14 protein-coding genes are annotated in these 18,059 nt (G+C 64.2%); 12 read left to right on the forward strand and 2 right to left on the reverse strand.

The window, feature by feature from the left end:
- Positions 1 to 109 precede the first annotated feature (109 nt).
- The 6 genes from B0G71_RS16840 to B0G71_RS16865 all read left to right on the forward strand — a co-directional run bounded on the left by B0G71_RS16840 (position 110) and on the right by B0G71_RS16865 (position 9,166).
- A complete protein-coding gene (locus B0G71_RS16840) occupies positions 110 to 4,300 on the forward strand; it encodes a YhdP family protein (protein ID WP_116142845.1) in 4,191 nt (1,396 codons plus the stop codon).
- A 129-nt stretch (positions 4,301 to 4,429) separates the two neighbouring features.
- Positions 4,430 to 5,281 carry a carbon-nitrogen hydrolase family protein gene (locus tag B0G71_RS16845; RefSeq protein ID WP_116148678.1) on the forward strand — a complete coding sequence of 284 codons (852 nt, stop codon included), beginning with the start codon at positions 4,430 to 4,432 and terminating at the stop codon, positions 5,279 to 5,281.
- Between the two features lie 102 nt (positions 5,282 to 5,383).
- A complete protein-coding gene (tldD, locus tag B0G71_RS16850) occupies positions 5,384 to 6,850 on the forward strand; it encodes a metalloprotease TldD (protein WP_106284500.1) in 1,467 nt (488 codons plus the stop codon).
- A gap of 378 nt (positions 6,851 to 7,228) precedes the next feature.
- Positions 7,229 to 8,302 (forward strand): 3-deoxy-7-phosphoheptulonate synthase AroG, encoded by a 1,074-nt coding sequence (gene aroG / locus B0G71_RS16855; protein ID WP_012431785.1) that lies wholly within the window; start codon positions 7,229 to 7,231, stop codon positions 8,300 to 8,302.
- Between the two features lie 190 nt (positions 8,303 to 8,492).
- Positions 8,493 to 8,831 carry a type II toxin-antitoxin system RelE/ParE family toxin gene (locus tag B0G71_RS16860; RefSeq protein ID WP_116119010.1) on the forward strand — a complete coding sequence of 113 codons (339 nt, stop codon included), beginning with the start codon at positions 8,493 to 8,495 and terminating at the stop codon, positions 8,829 to 8,831.
- Between the two features lie 2 nt (positions 8,832 to 8,833).
- Complete coding sequence (locus B0G71_RS16865; RefSeq protein WP_116142847.1) at positions 8,834 to 9,166, forward strand: helix-turn-helix domain-containing protein; 333 nt, start codon at positions 8,834 to 8,836, stop codon at positions 9,164 to 9,166.
- A gap of 75 nt (positions 9,167 to 9,241) precedes the next feature.
- Here the strand turns inward: B0G71_RS16865 and B0G71_RS16870 are convergent, their stop codons facing one another.
- Entirely contained in the window at positions 9,242 to 9,796 is a 555-nt protein-coding gene (locus B0G71_RS16870) for a cob(I)yrinic acid a,c-diamide adenosyltransferase (RefSeq protein WP_116142849.1), read from the reverse strand.
- Positions 9,797 to 10,009: 213 nt separating this feature from the next.
- On the opposite strand from B0G71_RS16870, the gene B0G71_RS16875 reads away from it, so the two are divergent.
- From B0G71_RS16875 to proC, 6 genes are all read left to right on the forward strand, one after another.
- On the forward strand, positions 10,010 to 11,425 hold the full coding sequence (locus B0G71_RS16875) for an FAD-linked oxidase C-terminal domain-containing protein (RefSeq protein WP_116142851.1): 1,416 nt from the start codon (positions 10,010 to 10,012) through the stop codon (positions 11,423 to 11,425).
- Positions 11,426 to 11,496: 71 nt separating this feature from the next.
- Complete coding sequence (locus B0G71_RS16880; RefSeq protein ID WP_116142853.1) at positions 11,497 to 12,990, forward strand: FAD-linked oxidase C-terminal domain-containing protein; 1,494 nt, start codon at positions 11,497 to 11,499, stop codon at positions 12,988 to 12,990.
- A gap of 151 nt (positions 12,991 to 13,141) precedes the next feature.
- Positions 13,142 to 14,230, forward strand: a complete 1,089-nt coding sequence (gene glcE, locus B0G71_RS16885) for a glycolate oxidase subunit GlcE (protein WP_116142855.1) — start codon at positions 13,142 to 13,144, stop codon at positions 14,228 to 14,230.
- Between the two features lie 8 nt (positions 14,231 to 14,238).
- On the forward strand, positions 14,239 to 15,465 hold the full coding sequence (gene glcF / locus B0G71_RS16890; RefSeq protein WP_116142857.1) for a glycolate oxidase subunit GlcF: 1,227 nt from the start codon (positions 14,239 to 14,241) through the stop codon (positions 15,463 to 15,465).
- Positions 15,466 to 15,502: 37 nt separating this feature from the next.
- Positions 15,503 to 16,201, forward strand: a complete 699-nt coding sequence (locus B0G71_RS16895) for a YggS family pyridoxal phosphate-dependent enzyme (RefSeq protein WP_116142859.1) — start codon at positions 15,503 to 15,505, stop codon at positions 16,199 to 16,201.
- A 63-nt stretch (positions 16,202 to 16,264) separates the two neighbouring features.
- Positions 16,265 to 17,080: a pyrroline-5-carboxylate reductase gene (gene proC / locus B0G71_RS16900; protein ID WP_116142861.1), complete on the forward strand. Its 816-nt coding sequence runs from the start codon at positions 16,265 to 16,267 to the stop codon at positions 17,078 to 17,080.
- A gap of 87 nt (positions 17,081 to 17,167) precedes the next feature.
- Here the strand turns inward: proC and ubiA are convergent, their stop codons facing one another.
- Positions 17,168 to 18,031 carry a 4-hydroxybenzoate octaprenyltransferase gene (gene ubiA / locus B0G71_RS16905; RefSeq protein WP_116142863.1) on the reverse strand — a complete coding sequence of 288 codons (864 nt, stop codon included), beginning with the start codon at positions 18,029 to 18,031 and terminating at the stop codon, positions 17,168 to 17,170.
- Positions 18,032 to 18,059 lie beyond the last annotated feature (28 nt).

The following is an 18,059-nucleotide window of genomic DNA, read 5'->3' on the forward strand; positions in this document are numbered from 1 at the left end:
GTCGCAAGACGGCATGCAGACAGGGTTTGCAGGAGGTCCGCCTACGCTTTCCCGTGTGTTACATTTCGTCGTTAATTCGCAAAACTACCATACGCCCACCCGCCGCAGCATGTCCGAGCGAAACGAATCCGCCGACCCGCACGAAACCGTGCAGGTCCGGCCTGTGAGCGGAAGCGACCACGTCGTGCTGCGTCGGATCCTGCACGTGGTTCTCGTGCTCGCGCTCGTCCTGTACTTCATTGCGATGGGTCTGTTGCTCGGCTTGCGCTATGTGGTGCTGCCGCGTGTGGACTCATTCCGGCCTCGCATCGAAGCGACCGTTTCCGAAAAGCTGCGTACGCAATTCACCATCGGCAAGCTCGCGCCCCACTGGAGCGGCTTCCAGCCGGGCCTCGACGTCACCGACCTGGTAATCCGCGATCACGAAGGCAAAGCCGCGCTGACGATCCCGCACGCCACCGCCACGCTCTCGTGGCGATCGCTCTGGCAGTTTCATCCCGCGCTCTCCAGTCTGATTGTCGATCAGCCGGACGTGCTGGTGTCGCGCAGCAGCGACGGCGTGCTCTCGGTGGCGGGCGTGCCGGTGCCGACTCGTCACAGCGGCAACGACACGTTATCCACCTGGCTGCTGCGTCAGCAGGCGATCGTAGTGCGCGGCGGCGCGCTGCGCTGGCGCGATGCGCAACACGACGCGCCGGAACTGGCGCTGCGCGACATCCGCATCGCGATCCTCAACGACGGCTACGATCACCGGCTCGCGCTGCAGGCACCTGCCGACGGCCAGGTCCTGCACGGGCCGCTCGATTTCCGCACGCGCTTCAAACACGCGCCGCTCTCCGCGATCGGCAAGCCGATCAACTGGACCGGCCAGGTGTACGTGTCGACTGGCCCGGTCGATCTGCCGACGCTCGCGCGCTACGTCAATTTCCCGATCGAGACGTTTGCCGGCCGTATCGACAACGCCATCTGGATCGACTTCGCCGACGGCCGCATGACGTCGGCGGGCGGCCAACTTGCCGGCAACGACGTTGCCCTGCGAGTGCGTCCGACCCAGCCGAAGCTGCTGGTGCCCGTTGCCAATTTTTCGTGGCGTCTCGAAGCCGACCAGGGTGACTACAAACTGCAACTGACCGATCTGCGTGCCGAACTCGGCCAGCCGCCGCTCGACGACGGCACGCCGCTCACCCGCACGCTTGCGTTCGCCACGCTCAATGGGCGCTACCGGACCGCCTCGCAGCAGCACGGGCAACTCGTCAGCGTGAGCGGCGACCGCGTCGACCTGGGCATCCTCGCCGAATTCAGCCGCGCGTTGCCGCTGCCGCGACGCCAGCTGAACAATCTCGTGCGTTTCAGTCCGCGCGGTCTGGTCGCCAACTATGTGATCGAAGTCGAGCGCGGCAAGCCGGAATCCGGCGAAGCAGGCAGCGACCGTCACCCGAGCGGCGCCGAACCGATCGAGCATTATCGTTTCAAGGGCGATCTACAGGGCATCAGCGTCGCCGCTCAGGAACCGCCGCCGGGGCTGACGCCGCGGAACCACCCGCGCGCAGGCATTCCCGGCATCGAGAATCTGTGGGGCAAGGTGGATGCCGACGAGACCCGCGGCACCGCTCTGCTCGACACCTCCAATGTGGCCATCACCCTGCCTGGCGTGTTCGACGATCCGCGGTTGAAGCTCGACCATCTGCATGGCCGCGCCGACTGGACCATCACGCCGAAGAAGCCGGGCGAAAACCGCCCGGCCTTCACCGTGAAGCTGGCCGATTTCGGCGTCTCGAACGCCGACGTCGCGGCCACCGCCTCCGCAAACTACAGCAATCCCGGCCACGGACGCGGCTCGCTCGATCTGAAAGCCGACTTCCAGCGCGCGCAGGTGGCACGTATCGTCCGCTATCTGCCCACCAGCATTAGCGAGAAGCTGCGCATCTATCTCGGCCACGGCTTGCAGGCCGGTATGTCGCACGGCGCGACCATCGAGATTCACGGCGATCTGACCAAGTTCCCTTATTCGCGTGATCCGGACGCCGGGCTGTTCCATATCGTTGCGCCGTTCAAGGGCGGCAAGTTCGATCCGACGCCCTTCCCGCCGCGCAAGATGAGGAATGGCACGCCGAACGTGTGGCCGGCGCTCGACGGCATCGACGGCGTGTTCGAGCTCAAGCAGAACGTGCTGCGCTTCGACATCGACCGGGCGCATTACAAGCAGGTCGCGCTGATGGGCGTCAGCGGCAGGATCGACGATCTCGGCACCAGAGCGTCGAGCCTCGTCATCAAGGGCGATGCCCACGGCCCGCTCGCCGACATGCTCGACTATGTGAATGCCAGTTCGCTCGGCATCATGGCGAAGCATGAAACCGAAAAGGTGCGCGCCGAAGGGCCGGCGTCTCTGGCGCTGCAGCTCACGGTGCCGCGCACGCCGAAGCCGCACGTTGCCGTGGAGGGCGCGGTCGGCTTTCAGAACAACCGCTTGAGCGTCGACAATGCGCCGCCGCTGTCGCAACTCAAGGGGAAGGTGCATTTCACCGAGCACACGGCACAGGTGGACCGGCTCTCCGGGCAATTCCTCGGCGGCGACTTGCATGCGAACGGCGGCTTGAAGCAGGACGGCACCTATGCGCTCGACCTGGGCGGCCATATCGCCGTCGACGCGGCGCGCGGCCTCAACCTGCATGGCCCGGCCGCGCAGGTGCTGACGCGCATGAGCGGCAGCGCGCCTTATGCGCTCAACGTGCGCGGCGCCAAAGGACGGCTGCCCGAAGTGAGAGCGAACTCCGATCTGACCGGCCTCGCGCTCGACTTCCCCGCGCCGTTCAACAAGCCGGTCGGCACGCCAATGCCGCTGCGTTTCGCCGTCAGCCCGTCCGCCACGCCGGGCGAAGCGGGACTGCAGCGCGCCGATCTCACCTTCGGCCCGGTCGCCGCTACCTATCTGCTGCGTTATCAGCCGAAAACCGCGCCGACAGTCGTGCGCGGCGCGGTCGGCGTCAACAAACCGGCCGACTTGCCGTCCGAAGGCGTGATCGCCGCCGTCGATCTGGACACATTCGATGCGGACGCCTGGCGCGCGCTGATCGCACAGATGCGCAGTAAAGAAGCGCCCGCTCCCGCTGCGGCGACGCCGGTCGCGCCGAACCCGACCGTCACACAATTCCTGCCGAGCCGGTTCGCGCTGCACGTCGGCACACTGACGCTGCTCAAGCGCCACTGGGACAGTGTGATCGTCGGCGCGTCGCATGCGGACCGCACGTGGCAGGCGAACATCGCTTCGAACCAGGTGTCGGGCCACGTGTCGTGGCTGCCGGGCGCGACGAAAGAATCGCCGGGCACGCTGCAGGCGCGCTTCGCCCGCCTGGTGATTCCGTCGGCCACCGACAAGGACCTGCTCGGCCAGGCGATCTCGGCGCCGGCGCAGAACATGCCGTCCATCGATCTGGTGGTCAACGAGTTGATCGAGCGCGACCGCAACATCGGCCGCCTCGAAGTCGACGCGCACAACTTCGACGAAGACGGCGTGCCGGTCTGGCAACTCGACAAGCTCGACATCACGAACTCCGCCGCGACGCTCACCGCCACCGCGAACTGGCGCACTTCGACCGAACTCGGCAACAGCGCCGGTGAAGCCACACCGCGCCGCACCGTGTTCGATTTCAAGCTCGACATCAAGGACGCCGGCGCGTTGCTCGAGCGCTTCGGTCAACCGCGCACGCTCAAGGCAGGCGCCGGCTCGCTGTCGGGCACGGTGGTGTGGCAAGGCGGCCCGACCAGGATCGACTATCCGACCTTCAACGGAAATCTGGCCGTCGATCTGCGCCACGGTCAGATTCTCAAGGTCGATCCAGGCGTCGCCAAGCTGCTGGGCGTGCTCAGCCTGCAAAGCCTCGCTCGCTTCGCGACGCTGAATTTCCACGACGTGATCGGCGAAGGCTTGCCGTTCGAACATGTCACCGGCACCGCGCAGATTCGCAACGGCATTGGCCGCACCGAGAACTTCGAGTTGGTGACCGCGCCGGCGCGCGCCGAGATGAAAGGCTCGGTCGATCTCGCTCAGGAGACCCAGGATCTGCGCGTGCATGTCGTACCGACCATCAGCGCCGGCGCCGGCGTGATCGCGGCGGCGGTCATCAATCCGCTGCTCGGGCTGGGCGCGCTGGTGGCCGATGTTGCCTTTAGCCAGACCGTCTCGCATGCGTTCGCGCGCGACTACGCCATCACCGGTTCGTGGTCGAAACCGCACGTTGAGCGGGTGAAGGGCGATCGCGGTAAGATGGACGCTCCGGCTTCGACCGTGGAGGCGAACTGAGCCTGTATCCGGCCCTTTGTTTGGTTGGACGGGCGCCGTGGCGCGCCGGCGGCCCTAGCCAGCCTTGAACGACGTATGCGGCGTCAGCGGTTCGCGCCGCCGTCTTGCCGGGAGTTTTTCGAAACGCTCATGAGCGAAACACACGTCTCTTCAACCGTCTCCAGCGGTTCTCTGGAAAGCGCTTTCCGTGTCGCGGCGCTGCAAATGGTGAGCACACCGGATCGCGAGCGCAATCTGGCCGAAGCCGGGCGCCTCATCGCCGAAGCCGCCGCCGACGGTGCGCAACTCGTCCTGCTGCCTGAATACTTCTGCTTCATGGGCTTCAAGGACACGGACAAGCTGGCCGTGCGCGAGCCCTATCAGGACGGTCCCATCCAGCGCTTTCTCGCCGACGCCGCGCGCCGCCACCAGGTCTGGGTGATCGGCGGCACGCTGCCGTTGATGTCGCCCGAAGCCTCGCGCGTGCTGAACACCACGCTGGTGTTCGACCCGCAGGGCAACGAGGCCGCGCGTTACGACAAGATCCATCTGTTCAACTTCGAAAAGGGCGAGGAGTCGTTCGACGAGGCGCGCACCATCTGCCCCGGCGGCGAGGTTCGCACCTTCGAGGCGCCGTTCGGCCGCGTCGGTCTGTCGGTCTGCTACGATCTGCGCTTTCCGGAGCTGTACCGGCGCATGGGCGACTGCGCGCTGATCGTGGTGCCGTCGGCGTTCACTTACACCACCGGCCGCGCGCATTGGGAGATGCTGCTGCGCGCCCGCGCGGTCGAAAACCAGTGTTACATGCTGGCCGCGGCGCAAGGCGGCAAACATGAAAATGGCCGCCGCACGTGGGGCCATAGCATGCTGATCGACCCGTGGGGCGAAATCGTCGCGGTGCGCGACGAGGGCGCGGGCGTGGTCGCCGGCAATCTCGAGCGTGCGCGGATCGACGAAGTGCGACAGAGTTTGCCCGCCTGGCGTCATCGCGTGCTCAGTTGATCCAACCTTTCGCGTGACATTGAAACTGCGGCGCCCCCGACTCATATAGTGTGTGACAGAGGCGCTAACCGAATCCTTCGTATCGAGCAGAACATACTTCGCATGAACATCATCGAACCCGGTATCCGTAATCTCGCCACCGCCAAGGACATCCTCCTGACGCCCTACGGTCTTGACGAAGCCCTGCTCACTCGCACGCTCGCCGAAATCTTCACACACAAGATCGATTACGCGGACCTGTACTTCCAGTACACGCGCAGCGAAGCGTGGAGTCTCGAAGAAGGCATTGTGAAATCCGGCAGCTTCAGCATCGACCAGGGCGTCGGCGTGCGCGCCGTGTCGGGCGACCGCACGGCTTTTGCCTATTCGGACGACCTGTCGCCCGAAGCGATCCGCCAGGCGGCCATCGCCACGCGCGCGATCGGCAAGGCCGGCGGCGGCAAGCAGAAGATCAAGGTGGCGTCGTCGCTGACCGGCATTGCGGGACGCGATCTGTACCTGCCGGCCGATCCGCTGCATTCGCTCGACGCAACCGCGAAGGTCAAGCTGCTGGAGCGCATCGAAAAGATGGCGCGCGGCCGCGATCCGCGCATCCAGCAAGTCATGGCCGGCCTCGCCGGTGAATACGACGTGGTGCTGGTCGCGCGCAGCGACGGCGGCTTCGCGGCCGATATTCGTCCGCTGGTGCGCGTGTCGGTCACCGTGATCGCCGAACAGAACGGCCGCCGCGAAATCGGCAGCGGCGGCGGCGGTGGCCGCTTCGACTACGGCTATTTCACCGACGACATCCTGTCTGGCTATGTGGACGACGCAGTCCATGCGGCGCTGGTGAACCTCGACGCTCGGCCGGCTCCGGCTGGCGCGATGACCGTCGTGCTTGGACCGGGCTGGCCCGGCGTGCTGCTGCATGAGGCGATCGGCCACGGTCTGGAAGGCGACTTCAACCGCAAGGGTTCGTCGGCATTCGCGGGGCGCATCGGCGAACAGGTCGCCGCCAAGGGCGTCACCGTGGTGGATGACGGCACGCTGCCGAATCGCCGCGGCTCGCTCAATATCGACGACGAAGGCAATCCGACCCAGTGCACCACGCTGATCGAAGACGGCATCCTGAAGGGCTACATCCAGGACACGCTGAATGCGCGTCTGATGAAGATGCCGGTCACGGGCAATGCTCGCCGTGAGTCCTACGCGGCGTTGCCGATGCCGCGTATGACCAATACGTACATGCTGAACGGCGACAAGGATCCGCAGGAAATCCTCGCCTCCGTGAAGAACGGTCTGTATGCGGTGAACTTCGGCGGCGGCCAGGTCGACATCACCAACGGCAAGTTCGTGTTCTCGGCCTCCGAGGCGTACATGATCGAAAACGGCAAGGTCACGTACCCGGTGAAGGGCGCGACGCTGATCGGCAGCGGCCCCGAGTCGCTGAAATACGTGACCATGATCGGCAACGACATGAAGCTCGATTCGGGCGTCGGCGTGTGCGGCAAGGAAGGCCAAAGCGTGCCGGTGGGCGTCGGCCAACCTACGCTGCGCATTGAGAAGATGACCGTGGGCGGTACCGCCTGAATTCGCAGCTAACGCATACTTCGTGCACACATCGCGCGAAGTATGCGGATTTTCCGCATTTTTGCACCCCGCAGCTTGCAAGCGCCGCCTGCCCGGGTTATAAAGTCACTCACCCTTTTTGACCTGCGACCTCATTCGTCATGTCCGCCAAGTTTTATTTTTACTTTTTTTGGCATCTCAGACCGCTGGCGGATCGAGAGAGGTGTTAGTGCACGCAGGACACCGAGAATTCCCGAAAAACCGCCAGCCAGCCTGGCGGTTTTTTTTTCGCCTCATGCCTTTGAAACTTTAATTTGATGATCGTCCGCTCTGGTATTGCTGCTTCATCGCAAACCTGATTGCCCGCGCGACCACGCTACGAACCGATTGGAGAACAAGATGCCCCCGCACAACACCGACGATGTCCGCATCCGCGAATTGAAAGAACTCACGCCGCCGGCTCACCTGATCCGCGAATTCGCTTGCGACGAAACGGTGTCCGACGTGATCTACAACTCGCGCACCGCGATGCATCGCATTCTGCATGGCATGGAAGACCGGCTGATCGTGATCATCGGACCGTGCTCGATCCACGACACGAAAGCGGCGATGGAATACGCGGGGCGTCTGATCGAGCAGCGCAAGCGCTTCGCCGGCGAGCTGGAAATCGTGATGCGCGTGTACTTCGAAAAGCCGCGCACTACCGTGGGCTGGAAGGGTCTCATCAACGACCCGCACATGGACAACAGCTTCAAGATCAACGACGGCCTGCGCACGGCCCGCGAGCTGCTGCTGCGCATCAACGAACTCGGCCTGCCGGCCGGCACCGAATACCTCGACATGATCAGCCCGCAGTACATTGCCGATCTGATCTCGTGGGGTGCGATCGGCGCGCGCACCACCGAATCGCAAGTGCATCGCGAACTGGCTTCGGGCCTGTCGTGCCCGGTCGGCTTCAAGAACGGCACGGACGGCAACGTCAAGATCGCCGTCGACGCAATCAAGGCCGCTTCGCAGCCGCACCATTTCCTGTCGGTCACCAAGGGCGGCCACTCGGCGATCGTCTCGACCGCGGGCAATGAGGATTGCCACATCATTCTGCGTGGCGGCAAGACGCCGAACTACGACGCGGACAGCGTCAACGCCGCGTGCGCTGACATCGGCAAGGCAGGACTTGCCGCGCGTCTGATGATCGACGCGAGCCACGCGAACAGCTCGAAGAAGCACGAGAACCAGATTCCGGTGTGCGCGGATATCGGCCGCCAGATTGCTTCGGGTGACGAACGGATTGTCGGCGTGATGGTGGAATCGCATCTGGTGGCGGGCCGCCAGGATCTGCAGGAAGGCTGCGCGCTGACGTACGGCCAGAGCATCACCGACGCGTGCATCGGCTGGGACGAAAGCGTTGCCGTACTCGAAGGCCTCGCCGACGCGGTCAAGCAACGCCGTGTGGCACGCGGCAGCGGCAACTAAAAGCCCGCGTTGATTGCAGCAGTGGATACACCGGAAACCCGGCTCGATGGATGAGCCGGGTTTTTTGTTAGCCGAACGGACGAATGGTGCTCCTTTAACCGCCTCTGTACCGTAACAACTCATGGCCGGGTCGAATACGACTTGACCGGGGTGAATGTTACGTATAAGATTTTGTACATGAAAGGCGGCTATGGAGCAGGAAAAAGAAGTTCGCTGGCTAGGCTCCAGCTATCACGATTTACTCGCCTTTCCCGAAGAGATGCGCCGTCAAGCCGGGTTCCAACTCGGCAAGATTCAGGCAGGCCTCGACCCAGACGACTGGAAACCGTTTGACTCGATCGGCCCAGGAACGCGCGAGATTCGCCTCAGGGAAGCAGACGGTATTTTTCGCGTCATGTACGTGACCAAGTTTGTGGAAGCGCTATACGTGCTGCATTGCTTCCAGAAGAAGACGCAAAAGCTGGGTCCGCACGACAGGAAGATCGCCGAAACGCGGTATCGCGCCATCATTAACGATAGGAAAACTTAACAATGACGATCGACACCAAAATTCGTCACGTCACCAAGCCGGGCGCCAATCTGTTCCTCGAACTCGGCTTTTCCGCTGAAGAGGCAAAGCGCCTGCACGCCGCGTCGCAAAAGCAGATCAACGACACGCGGCTGCTCAAGGAACAGCTCATGACAGAACTGTCCACGTGGATTGAGCAGCATCATCTGAAGCAGGCCGAGGCGGCTGAGATTCTGATGGTGTCGCGCCCGCGCGTGTCCGACGTGGTCAACAAGAAGACGACCAAGTTCACCATCGACACGCTGGTGGAAATGATGAGCCGGATCGGCAAGCCGGTCACGCTGGCGGTCGGCTAACGTGTCGGGCTCGTCACGCGCGTGACGCTGCATGCGTCATCGCGCGGTCATACGTGTATTGGCACCGGCAGGTCTTTAGCCAGCGTTGCGCTCGTGTTGCCAAAGCACGTCGGTGCCGCCGTCCGCACGATTGAGTACGCGCGCGAGCACGAACAGCAGATCGGAAAGCCGGTTCACATACTGACGCGGCGCGGCGTGGATGGTCTCGTGCTCACCCAACGCAACAATCGCCCGTTCGGCACGGCGGCATACGGTGCGGCACACATGCGCGAGCGAGGCCGCGCGCGAGCCGCCGGGCAGAATGAACTCCTTCAGCGGCGGCAGAGCTGCGTTGTAGTCGGCAAGCCAGTCGTCGAGTTGGGCGAGGTGCCGGTCGGTGATCATCGTGTGGCCAGGAATGCACAGTTCGCCGCCAAGGTCGAATAGATCATGCTGGATCGCTAAGAGCGCCGCCCGCACGTTGTCCGGCAAGCTTTCACACAGCAGCACGCCGAGGTTCGAGTTGAGTTCGTCCACGTCGCCGATCGCGGCAATGCGCGCGCTGTCTTTGCGCACACGGCTGCCGTCGCCGAGACCGGTGGTGCCGTCGTCGCCCGTGCGGGTCGCGATCTTGCTCAAACGGTTGCCCATGCTTTCTCCCATGCATTCAGTGACGATGCGCTACGCAATCCGCCATGGTCCGAAGCAGCCTATCGAAGCACCGCGTTTATCCATATTGCGCGCATCATGAAGTCGCCGCCATTATAGAAGCGCGGGCCGGCTGCAGCGCCGGCCCGCGGGCGATCGGCGTAAAATGAAACACATGCTGCAAACCAGCACCGCCCCAAATATTAGGAGACATGCGTGAATCATCCCGTGCCGTCGGCCCCGCTGCGCCGACCGTTTCCCGCCGAGTTGCTGAACGCGCTCAAAGCCGTCTTTGCCGATCGCGTGTCCGTATCCGAAGCCGTGCGCACCCATCATGGCCGCGACGAATCGCCGTTCGACCCGCAACTGCCAGACGCCGTCGTCTTCGCGCGTACAACCGAAGACGTGCAAACCGTCGTCAAACTGTGCGGCCAGTACAACGTACCGATCATCCCTTACGGCAACGGTTCGTCGCTCGAAGGGCATCTGCTCGCCGTGCAAGGCGGCGTCTCGATCGATCTGTCGGAAATGAACCGGGTGTTGTCGATCAACGCCGAAGACCTGACCGTCACGGTCGAGCCCGGCATCTCGCGCAAGCAGTTGAACGAAGCTTTGCGCGACACCGGCCTGTTCTTCCCGATCGACCCGGGCGCGGACGCGAGCATCGGCGGCATGTCGGCCACGCGCGCTTCGGGCACCAACGCCGTGCGTTACGGCACAATGCGCGAGAACGTGCTTGGGCTGACCGTGGTGCTGGCCGACGGCCGCGTGATCAAAACCGGTACGCGCGCGCGCAAATCGTCCGCGGGTTACGACCTCACGCGCATGTTCGTCGGCTCGGAAGGCACGCTCGGCGTGATCACGGAAATCACCGTGCGCCTGTATCCGCAACCCGAAGCGGTGTCGGCGGCGGTGTGCGCGTTCCCGTCCATGGGCGCCGCGGTGCGCGCGGTGATTGAAACGATCCAGATGGGTGTACCGGTTGCGCGCGTCGAGTTCGTCGATTCGCTCGCCATCCGTTCGATCAATCGCCACTCGAATCTCACGTTGCGTGAAGCGCCCACGCTGTTCTTCGAATTCCATGGCACCGAGGCCGGCGTGAAAGAGCAAGCGGAACTGGTCCAGGAAATCGCCGCGCAGAATGCCGGCGAAGGCTTCGAATGGGCGACCCGTCCGGAAGATCGCAGCCGTCTGTGGAACGCGCGCCACAACGCCTATTTCGCCATGCTGCAACTGAAGCCCGGCTGCCGCGCGGTCACCACCGACGTCTGCGTGCCGATCTCGCGCCTCGCGGAATGCGTGGAGGAAACGGAACAGGATCTGAAAGCGTCGCCGCTGCCCTGCCCCATCGTCGGCCATGTGGGCGACGGCAACTTCCACGTCGCGATCCTGATCGATCCCAACAAGCCGGAAGAACTCGTCGAAGCCGAACGTCTGAACCATCGCATCGTGCAGCGCGCGTTGCGCATGGACGGCACCTGCACGGGCGAGCATGGCGTCGGCCTGCACAAGATGGGCTTCCTGCTCGAAGAGCACGGTGAAGTCGCGGTCGATACGATGCGCTCCATCAAACACGCACTCGATCCGCGCAATCTGATGAACCCGGGCAAGATCTTCACCTGGGCGGCATGAGGCGTATTCAGGCGCGGCGGCGCTAGAAAGCCAGCCGCGTTGGACTTGAAGGGCACGAGGAGACAAGTCACATGAACGCACCCGCTGAACTGACGGCCGAAGTACTCGCCCAGCGCCAGCGCGAAGTCGTGCAGGCGTTGATGGCTGTACTGCCGACCCATTGTCTGCTGTTTCGCGAAGAAGACACCGTCGCCTATGAATGCGACGGCCTCGCTGCTTACCGGCGTCTGCCGCTTGCGGTCGCGTTGCCGGAGACGGAATCGCAGGTGCAGCGCATCGTGCAGATCTGCCACCGTCTCGACGTGCCGATCGTGCCGCGTGGCGCGGGCACAGGGCTGTCCGGCGGCGCCATGCCGATCCGTCACGGCGTGGTGGTATCGCTCGCGCGCTTTCGCAAGATCGTCGAAGTCGATTCATACGCGCGGACCGCCACGGTGCAACCGGGTGTGCGCAACCTGTCGATCTCCGAGGCCGCCGCACCTTACGGTTTGTATTACGCGCCGGACCCGTCGTCGCAGATCGCCTGCACGATCGGCGGCAATGTCTCGGAGAATTCCGGCGGTGTTCACTGCCTCAAATACGGTCTCACGGTGCATAACGTGCTGCGCGTGCGCGCCGTCACCATGGAAGGCGACATCGTCGAATTCGGCTCGCTCGGCCCCGATGCGCCCGGTCTCGATCTGCTGGCCGTGCTGATCGGCAGCGAAGGCATGTTTGCGATCGTCACCGAAGTCACGGTCAAGCTGATCCCGAAGCCGCAAACGGCGCAGGTCATCATGGCCAGTTTCGACGACGTCGTGAAAGGCGGCGACGCGGTCGCCGGCATCATTGCGGCGGGCATCATCCCTGCCGGTCTGGAGATGATGGACAAGCCGGCCACGCGCGCCGTCGAGGAATTTGTCCACGCGGGCTACGATCTCGACGCGGCGGCGATCCTGCTGTGCGAATCGGACGGCACGCCCGAAGAAGTCGCGGATGAAATCGTGCGCATGACCGCTGTGCTGCGTGAACAGGGCGCCACCCGCATCCAGATTTCCCGCTCGGAGAACGAACGGCTGCGCTTCTGGTCGGGGCGCAAGAACGCATTCCCGGCCGCCGGCCGCATTTCACCCGACTATTACTGCATGGACGGCACCGTGCCGCGCCGCAGTATCGGGCCGCTGCTGGCGCGCATCGAGGCGATGGAGAAGACCTACAACCTGCGCTGCATTAACGTCTTCCACGCGGGAGACGGCAACATGCATCCGCTGATCCTGTTCAACGGCAACGACCTGGACGAGTGGCACCGGGCAGAAGCGTTCGGTTCCGACATCCTCGAAGCGTGCGTCGAACTGGGCGGGACGGTGACCGGCGAGCACGGTGTGGGCATCGAAAAGATCAATTCGATGTGCGTGCAGTTTTCGCCGGAAGAGCGGGATACCTTCCACGCGGTCAAGCGAGCCTTCGACGCGCCCGGTCTGCTCAACCCCGACAAAGGTATTCCCACGCGAGCGCGTTGCGCCGAGTACGGCAAGATGCATGTGCGTGGCGGCTTGCTGCCGCATCCTGAGCTGCCGCGGTTCTAACGCAGTACAGGTTCCGCCCACGCGTCGCGCATAAGCCGCGTGGGCGCCGTTTTTCCTGCTCTCACCCTGATTACCCGATGCGGGTCCGCTCCTGGTTGCCAGCCAGCCCCTGCCCGGTACAATCAAACGAAACACAACGAAGCAGGACACCATGGAAGAGGACGACATCGTCGCCGTGTGGTCGGAGCGTGTGCGTTCGGCCAGCGCCGAGGGGCGCGCGTTGCGCATCCGTGGCGGCGGCACCAAAGACTGGTACGGTCAGACGCTGGAAGGCGACATCCTCGACACGCGCGCTTATCGCGGCATCATTGCGTACGACCCGGCGGAGCTGGTCATCACCGCGCGCGCGGGCACGGCCCTGCTGGAGATCGAGGCCGCGCTCGCCGAGCATCATCAGATGCTCGCCTTCGAACCGCCGCACTTCGGGGCGCAGGCCACCTTCGGCGGCTGCATCGCGGCGGGCATCGCCGGTCCGCGCCGCCCGTCGGCCGGCGCGGCGCGCGACTTCGTGCTCGGCGCCGTGATCATGAACGGTCAGGGCCAGAAGCTGCATTTCGGCGGCCAGGTGGTGAAGAACGTCGCCGGCTATGACGTCTCGCGCCTGATGGCGGGCTCGCTCGGCACGCTGGGATTGATCCTCGAACTGTCGATCAAGGTGTTGCCGCTGCCGCAGGCGGAAGCCACGCTCAAATTCGACATGAACGGCACCGACGCAGTCCGTAAGCTCAACGAATGGGGCGGCCGGCCGCTGCCGATTACCGCGAGCGCGTGGCGTCATGGCACGCTGGTCTTGCGCCTTGCCGGCGCCGAGGCCGCGGTCAAGTCGGCGAAAATGGCGCTCGGCGGCGAGGTGGTCGATGCCGTCGAAGCCGAACGCTTCTGGGCCGGCCTGCGCGAACAGACCGACTCGTTCTTCGCCGCCATCCCGCCGCGGGCCGCGCTGTGGCGCCTTGCTCTGCCTTCAATTACGGAGCCGTTGCAATTGCCCGGCGCGCAACTCATGGAATGGGGCGGCGGCCAGCGCTGGTGGATCACCGACACCGACGCGCAAACCGTGCGCATCAGCGCCAAACAGGCCGGCGGCCACGCCACGATCTTCCGCACCGGCCATGGCTACGATCGCGGCGCCGGCGTGTTCACCCCGCTTCCCGCGCCGCTGATGAAAATCCATCGCGGCCTGAAAACCGCTTTCGACCCGGCCCGCATCTTCAATCGCGGCCGTCTCTACCCCGACTTCTGAGCGACGCGATGCAAACCAACCTCGCGGACTTCATTCGCAACACGCCCGATGGCGACGAAGCCGACGGCATCCTGCGCAATTGCGTGCATTGCGGTTTCTGCACAGCCACCTGCCCGACCTATCAGATACTCGGCGACGAACTCGACGGCCCACGCGGACGCATCTATCTGATCAAGCAGATGGTCGAAGGCGCGCCGGTCACGCGCAGCACGCAAGTCCATCTCGACCGCTGCCTGACCTGCCGCAATTGCGAATCGACCTGCCCATCCGGCGTGCAATATGGCCGGCTGGTGGAAATCGGCCGCAAGCTCACCGAAGAGAAAGTCACGCGCCCGCTCGGTCAACGGCTGGTGCGCCGGATGCTCGCGAGCTTTGTGCCGAACAGCGCGCTGTTCACGCCGACCATGCGGATCGGCCAGCATTTTCGTCCGTTGCTGCCCAAGAAACTGCGCGACAAGGTGCCCGCGCGGCAGCGTCCGCTCGAATGGCCGACGGCAAAACATCCGCGCAAGATGCTGATGCTCGCGGGTTGCGTGCAGCCGTCGATGATGCCGAACGTGAACATCGCCACCGCGCGCGTGTTCGACGCGCTCGGCGTGGAAACGCTGATCGCGCCGGATGCCGGCTGCTGCGGCGCGATCCGTCTGCATCTAGGCTACAACGACGACGCGCTCGACGACCTGCGCGCCAACATCGACGCATGGTGGCCCTACGTCGAACAAGGCGTGGAAGCGATCGTGATGAACGCGTCCGGCTGCGGCGCGACCGTCAAGGAATACGCGCACCTCTTGCGCCATGATCCGGCGTATGCGGAAAAGGCGCGCCGCGTGGTGGAATTGACGCGCGACGTCGCGGAAATCCTGCCGGAGTTCGAAGAAGCTTTGGTCTCGGTCACGCGCCGCCGCTCGGTTCATACGGTGGCGTTTCATCCGCCCTGCACCTTGCAGCATGGCCAGCAGATTCGCGGCAAGGTCGAGCATTTGCTGACCGCGCTGGGCGTCGAGGTGCGTCTGCCCGCCGACAGTCATCTGTGCTGCGGCTCGGCCGGCACCTACTCGCTGACGCAACCCAAGCTCTCGTACGCGCTGCGCGATCAGAAGCTTGATCGGCTGCAAGCGCAGGAGCCGCAGGTGATCGTGTCGGCGAACGTCGGCTGCATTGCGCATCTGCAAAGCGGCACCTCGACGCCGGTCGCGCATTGGATCGAACTGGTCGAGCACATGCTGTCCGTATAATCGGGTAATCGACTTTCGCTGGACTTCCAGTTCCGACATGCCCGATCTGATTCACAACCTCGAGGCGGTGCAGCAGCGCATCGCCATGGCCGCCCACGTGGCCGGACGCGATACGCGTTCGGTCCATCTGCTCGCGGTCTCCAAGACCTTCCCCGCCGAAGACGTGCGCGCCGCCTACGCGGCGGGCCAGCGTGCCTTCGGTGAAAACTACGTGCAGGAAGCGCTCACCAAGATCGAGACGCTCGCCGATCTGCGCGCCACGCTCGAGTGGCATTTCATTGGTCCATTGCAATCGAACAAGACCCGGCCGGTGGCCGAGCAGTTCGATTGGGTGCATTCGGTGGATCGGTTGAAGATCGCGCAGCGGCTCTCGGAGCAGCGGCCGGACAATCTGCCGCCGCTCAACATCTGCCTGCAGGTCAACATCAGCGGCGAGGCGTCGAAGAGCGGTGTGAGCATTCCCGAAGCGGTGGAAGTTGCGCAGGCGATCGCCGCGCTGCCGAAGCTGAATTTGCGCGGCCTGATGGCGATTCCCGAGCCGGCCGGCGGCATCGACGAACAGCGCGTGCCGCATCGGCATTTGCGCGAACTGTTCGAGCGTCTGTGCAACGACGGTCTCGAACTCGACACGCTGTCCATGGGCATGTCGAGCGATCTCGAGGCTGCCGTGCTGGAAGGCGCGACGATCGTGCGCGTCGGCACCGCCATCTTCGGCGCGCGAGATTACTCTAACTGACCTTATCGGGCCTTTCAGGCTCCTTGGGTTCTTCACGGCACTCGGCACTTCATTCGGAACATCATGAAAATTGCTTTTATCGGCGGTGGCAACATGGCCGCTGCGTTGATCGGCGGCCTCATCAAGCGTGGCGTCGCGCCCGCTGACCTCTACGCAATCGACCCCAACGAAGACGCGCGCAAGCGCAATGAGCAGCAATTCGGCATCAAGACCGGCGCCGCCGCGGATGCCGCGCTCGGCGCGTACGACGCCGTCGTGCTGGCGGTGAAACCGCAGATCCTCAAGAGCGTCGCCGAGGCAGTGGCGCCGCATCTGCATGCGTCGCAACTGGCCGTGAGCATCGTCGCCGGCATTCGCATGGACGACATGTCGCGCTGGCTGAACGGGCACCACCGTATCGTGCGTGTCATGCCGAATACGCCGGCGCTAATCGGCATGGGCGTGACGGGGCTGGTCGCGACCGGCAGCGTCGACGAAGCGGGCCGCGCGCTCGCGTCGCAAGTGCTAGGCGCGGTCGGCGAAACCGTCTGGTTCGACGACGAAGCGAAGATCGACGCCGTCACCGCGATCTCGGGGAGCGGGCCGGCCTACGTGTTCTATTTCATCGAGGCGTTGCAGGAAGCCGCGCGCCAACTCGGCATGGATGAAGCGCAAGGCCGCGCGCTGGCGGTGGCGACCTTCACCGGCGCGGCGCAACTGGCGGCGAATTCTGACGAGCCGCCGCGTGTGTTGCGCGAACGTGTGACGTCCAAAGGCGGGACGACGGCGGCGGCGCTGGCGTCGTTCGACGCGAGCGGCGTTAAGGATGCGATCGTGCGCGGTGCGCTTGCCGCGGATGCCCGCGCGAAGGAAATGGGCGACGAGTTCGGCAAGCAGTGAGGGTGTTCGGCGGCGCCACAATTCGAGCCAGAGGTGGCGCCTGCTGAATAGCAGCGCAGAACCGGCCTCGACGCCACGCGAAAAAACTTAAAACGAGCCCGCCGCGTAATGCGCGGCGATGCCGACAAACAGCGCGCCGCCCAACCAGTTGTTATGCCGGAACGCGGCAAAGCACGCCATCCGTTCGCGATTGCGAATCAGCGTGTAGTGATAGATCGCGCAGCCGGCGGCCGCCGCCCATCCGAGCCAGTACAGCACGCCGAAGCCGAGCAGCACGCCGATCCAGACGTAAATCCCCAGCGTCGCGGCATAGCAGAGCATGATCGCGACCACGTCGAAGCGGCCGAATGTCAGCGCCGACGTGCGGATGCCGATCTTGATGTCGTCGTCGCGGTCGACCATCGCGTATTCGGTGTCGTACGCCACCGACCAGAACACATTGGCCAGCAGCATCACCCACGCGAGCAGCGGCACGTGGCCCTGAATCGCGGCGAACGCCATCGGAATGCCGAAGCCGAACGCGATCCCTAAATACGCCTGCGGAATCGCAAAAAACCGCTTGGTGAACGGATACGAACCGGCGACGAAAAGCGCCGCCACGGACAACTCTTTGGTCAGCGTATTGAGCGGCAGTATCAACAGAAACGCCAGCAACGACAGCGCAGCCGCCAGCGCCACCGCTTCCCATGCCTTGATCTTGCCCGACGTGATCGGCCGATTCTCCGTGCGCTTCACGTAGCGATCGAAGTCGCGATCCGCGTAGTCGTTGATCGCGCAACCCGCCGAGCGCATCAGCACCGTGCCCACCGTGAAAATCACCAGCAGCGGCCACGTGGGATGACCGTCGGAAGCAATCCACAGCGCGTTGAGCGTCGGCCACAGCAGCAGCAGGCTGCCGATCGGCTTGTCCATGCGCACGAGGCGCAGATACAGGGGAAGTCGGGCGAACATGGGCGGATTCTGTGAAAGTGCGAAGACG

This window comes from Paraburkholderia sp. BL27I4N3, assembly GCF_003386115.1.
GTDB lineage: Bacteria > Pseudomonadota > Gammaproteobacteria > Burkholderiales > Burkholderiaceae > Paraburkholderia.